The organism is Roseiarcus sp., from assembly GCF_052145395.1.
Taxonomy (GTDB): Bacteria; Pseudomonadota; Alphaproteobacteria; order Rhizobiales; family Beijerinckiaceae; genus Roseiarcus.
Genome location: NZ_JBKQOT010000098.1, coordinates 1 through 3,145, shown reverse-complemented (window position 1 = coordinate 3,145; position 3,145 = coordinate 1). Strand labels below are relative to the sequence as shown.

Annotated in this window: 5 protein-coding genes; 3 read left to right on the top strand and 2 right to left on the bottom strand. The window is 64.7% G+C overall.

What is annotated here, in order from left to right; genetic code table 11:
- Nucleotides 1-182: helix-turn-helix domain-containing protein (locus ACLP25_RS03425; RefSeq protein WP_442467828.1), on the bottom strand; the 182-nt coding region annotated here is incomplete at its 3' end.
- A gap of 125 nt (nt 183-307) precedes the next feature.
- Here ACLP25_RS03425 and ACLP25_RS03420 point away from each other — a divergent pair.
- From ACLP25_RS03420 to ACLP25_RS03410, 3 genes are all read left to right on the top strand, one after another.
- Nucleotides 308-916, top strand: coding sequence for a VOC family protein (locus ACLP25_RS03420; protein ID WP_442467827.1), 609 nt, complete (start codon nt 308-310; stop codon nt 914-916).
- Nucleotides 917-1,089: 173 nt separating this feature from the next.
- On the top strand, nt 1,090-2,037 hold the full coding sequence (locus tag ACLP25_RS03415) for a bestrophin-like domain (protein WP_442467826.1): 948 nt from the start codon (nt 1,090-1,092) through the stop codon (nt 2,035-2,037).
- A 34-nt stretch (nt 2,038-2,071) separates the two neighbouring features.
- Nucleotides 2,072-2,788, top strand: a complete 717-nt coding sequence (locus ACLP25_RS03410; RefSeq protein ID WP_442467825.1) for an SDR family NAD(P)-dependent oxidoreductase — start codon at nt 2,072-2,074, stop codon at nt 2,786-2,788.
- A 139-nt stretch (nt 2,789-2,927) separates the two neighbouring features.
- On the opposite strand, the gene ACLP25_RS03405 is transcribed toward ACLP25_RS03410, so the two are convergent.
- A partial coding sequence (locus ACLP25_RS03405) for a transporter substrate-binding protein (RefSeq protein ID WP_442467824.1) occupies nt 2,928-3,145 on the bottom strand: 218 nt, incomplete at its 5' end.

Genomic DNA, 3,145 nt, shown 5'->3' with positions numbered 1-3,145 from the left:
GTCGGCGCAACCGAGCGCGTGGTGCGCTCGACGAGCCGGACGCCCAGACGCTCCTCGAGGCTGCGCACCATGTCGCTCACGCGCGGCGTAGACAGGCCCAAAAGCTTGCCCGCTTTCGTGAAGCTCTTCTGCTCGAGCACCGCGACCAAGGCGCTGGTCTCGGCAAGGCTGGCTCCGCGCATGGCTCACCCTATTATTCGCTATGATGGAAAAGCCCATTCAGACTATTCCATCTTACTGCACGCTCCGGGCTGGTCCACAGTCTTCGCACATTGGCTGGCCTCGCGCCGGAGGAGCAAGCAAACAAATGAATACCGAGATCGCCGTCCACCCGAAGCTGCTGCATTACGGCCTGACCACAGGCAATCTGAACGCCATGCTCGACTGGTACCGCAAGGTGCTCGGCATGACGGTCAACCATCGTTCGGCGCTGCCGGCGGAAGCCCTGAGCCGGGCGCCTTTTTCTGCGATGGCGTTCATCAGCAACGACGAGACCGACCATCGCATCGTGCTCTTCGAGGTGCCGGGAGTTAGTGTGGACCGCGACAAAGGCCGCCACGCTCGGATGCAGCATGTCGCTTTCGCCTGCCGCACGCTCGACGATCTCCTCGGAACCTTTGTCCGGCTCAAGCGCCTTGGCATCCTGCCGGTGCGGGCCGCCGACCACGGCTTAGGGACGGCGTTCTATTACGCGGACCCCGACGAGAACATCGTCGAGCTCAGCGTCAACAACTACGGCGACGATTGGACGGCGACCGAGCACCTGAGGACCGCGCCTCCGGCAATGGCGCTTGTCGATCCCGATAAAATGCACGCGGCGCGCAAGGCGGGCGGGTCGCCCTGGGAAGTGCACGAGCGGGCCGTCGCCGGCGAGTTCGCTCCGGACGAGCCGCAGGATCCGCGCGCGTTCTTCTAGGTCGGGGGCCAGATATAGGACAGGTTGAGACGCAGGCCGCACTGCTCGCGTCCGTTTCGTCTTCTGGGTTCTGATACTTCTCGCAATCGCTGCCGTGCCGCTCACGCTGCCATTGCGCCAACGTCAAACTCGGCGGGGGCGCCCGGGTCGCACACTGAGAAGGGAATTCGCCAATGCAGCGTTCAGTGTCGTCAGATCAGTTTGAGGGCAAGAGCGCGATCGCAACAGTCGCGAAGGCCAAGGACCCTGCCACGAATGTAGAGCGGTTCGCCGTGCAAGAGCATGCCGCCTATTCACTGGTGTTCGTCGCACGCGCGGCGATTGTGGCGGTGGCGACACTAGCGTCCGCGCTGCTCGGAATTGCCGCTCAGCAGTTCCTGGGGCCGTCCTATGTCGCCGAGGCCAGAAGCATGACGAACTCGGTCGTCGGGCTCGTTGCGACGCTACTTGCCGTCGTGGTCGGACTGCTGGTTTCGACGAGCTACGGCCTGTTCAACAGCCAGCAAACCGACCTGGAGACGATCGTCCGCTCGGTCGCCCGGATGCGCTTTGTCTTGAGAAAATTCGGCCCGGAGGCAAAGGCGGCGAGCGCCATCTTGCGCAAGCAGATCTTGCAGCTCAAGGCGCGCCTATGGTCTTCAGACGGGGGCGGCCGAGCGCGCAAGATCACGCATGAAGGCGTGCATGTTGATGTACATGACATGCTCGCCGCCCTTGATGAGTTGCGACCGGCGAACGACGAGCAGAGGCATGCTCTTGGTCAGGCGCGCGAGATTTTTGGCAAATTCATCGAAACCCAAGGATCGATGATCAGGAGCCTCGCGAGCCGGGTCCCGAACCTTCTTCTGAACGTCGTTATGGGATGGGCCTGCGCCCTGTTCTTCGGCTACGGAATTCTTGCCGGGGCCAACCTGCTGACGCTTCTCATGGCCGCGCTGGGGTCGGTGGCGATCGCCAGCGCAATTTTTCTCATCCTTGAAATGTCAGACCCCTACACTGGTCTGTTTCGGGTTTCGAGCGCCGTCCTCGCGCGGTTGCTCGAACGACCGACGGCGCCGGCGGAATCTCACGCTCATGCTCCCCACGCGGATCGCTTCGGCGCGCGGCAGCCAGAGCTTTGAATCGATCTCTCAACACGAATTGCGGAGCGACGGCATGGCCAACTTGACAGACAAAGTCGCGCTGGTGACAGGGGCTGCGAGGGGCATCGGCGCAGCGATCGCAAAGGCGCTGGCGGCCGCGGGAGGAGGCCGCGGCGCGGGTCGTCGACGACATCAAGGGCAAGGGTGGGCGGGCGATCGCCGTCCGGGGGACGTCTCAAAAGCGGCGGATGTGAGCCGGCTCTTCGCCGAGGCAAAAGCAGCGTTTGGGGCGATCGACATCCTGGTGAACAACGCCGGCGTCGCCCGAATGAGTCCGCTCGGGGCGGTGACCGAGGATCTCTATCGCCGACTGTTCGACACCAACGTGCTGGGCCCGGTCCTGACAATCAAGGAGGCGCTCGCGCATTTCAGCGCGAATGGAGGCAGCGTCATCAACGTCGGCTCCGTCGTCAGCGTGAGCCCGACGCCGGGTTCGACGGTCTACGCAGCCACCAAGGGCGCCGTTGAGACAATCACCCGCGCGCTGGCCGCTGAACTCGGCGGCCAGCGCATCCGCGTCAACACGCTGGCCCCGGGCACGGTCGAGACCGACGCCACGCGCGCCGACGGGCTCATCGGCAGCGAACTCGGGAAAGAGCTGGTCGCCCGTACGCCGCTTGGCCGGCTCGGCCAGCCGGAGGACATCGCTCGCGTTGCGGTCTTCCTCGCCTCCGACGAGGCCAGCTGGGTGACCGGCGCCTTCATACCGGTCTCCGGCGGCTTGAGGTAGGCCGAGGAATTGCTCATGCCCGTTCGACTCTCGCCAGTCAGCGCCGCGCTTGTCCTGTCCGGCGGCGCTGGCGGCGCGCAGCCCGTCGTCCAGCCCGGTCCGCATATCGATGGGCCGGTGGGCTACGACTGGTCCTTCATCATGAACAGCCGCGCCGAGGTGGGAGCTGCTCGCGAACGCGGGGATGGTACTCCTCTCCGACGAAAGTGCCGCCGTTCGCCGCGACGAGGGGACGGACCTTCCGGTTCATCGTGTGCGGCCAGATGTAGTCGGACGACGGCAGGTAGAATCTTTTCGCCCCCGTCTCCTGCATGAGCCACGGAATGAGCGCGTTGAGCTGCTGCGCCGGCGTCGGGC

What these genes read in the sequence shown, in the direction of transcription:
- ACLP25_RS03415 (WP_442467826.1), top strand. Translation starts at nt 1,090, where the DNA reads ATGCAGCGTTCAGTGTCGTCAGATCAGTTTGAGGGCAAGAGCGCGATC.
- ACLP25_RS03410 (WP_442467825.1), top strand. Translation starts at nt 2,072, where the DNA reads ATGGCCAACTTGACAGACAAAGTCGCGCTGGTGACAGGGGCTGCGAGG.
- ACLP25_RS03420 (WP_442467827.1), top strand. Translation starts at nt 308, where the DNA reads ATGAATACCGAGATCGCCGTCCACCCGAAGCTGCTGCATTACGGCCTG.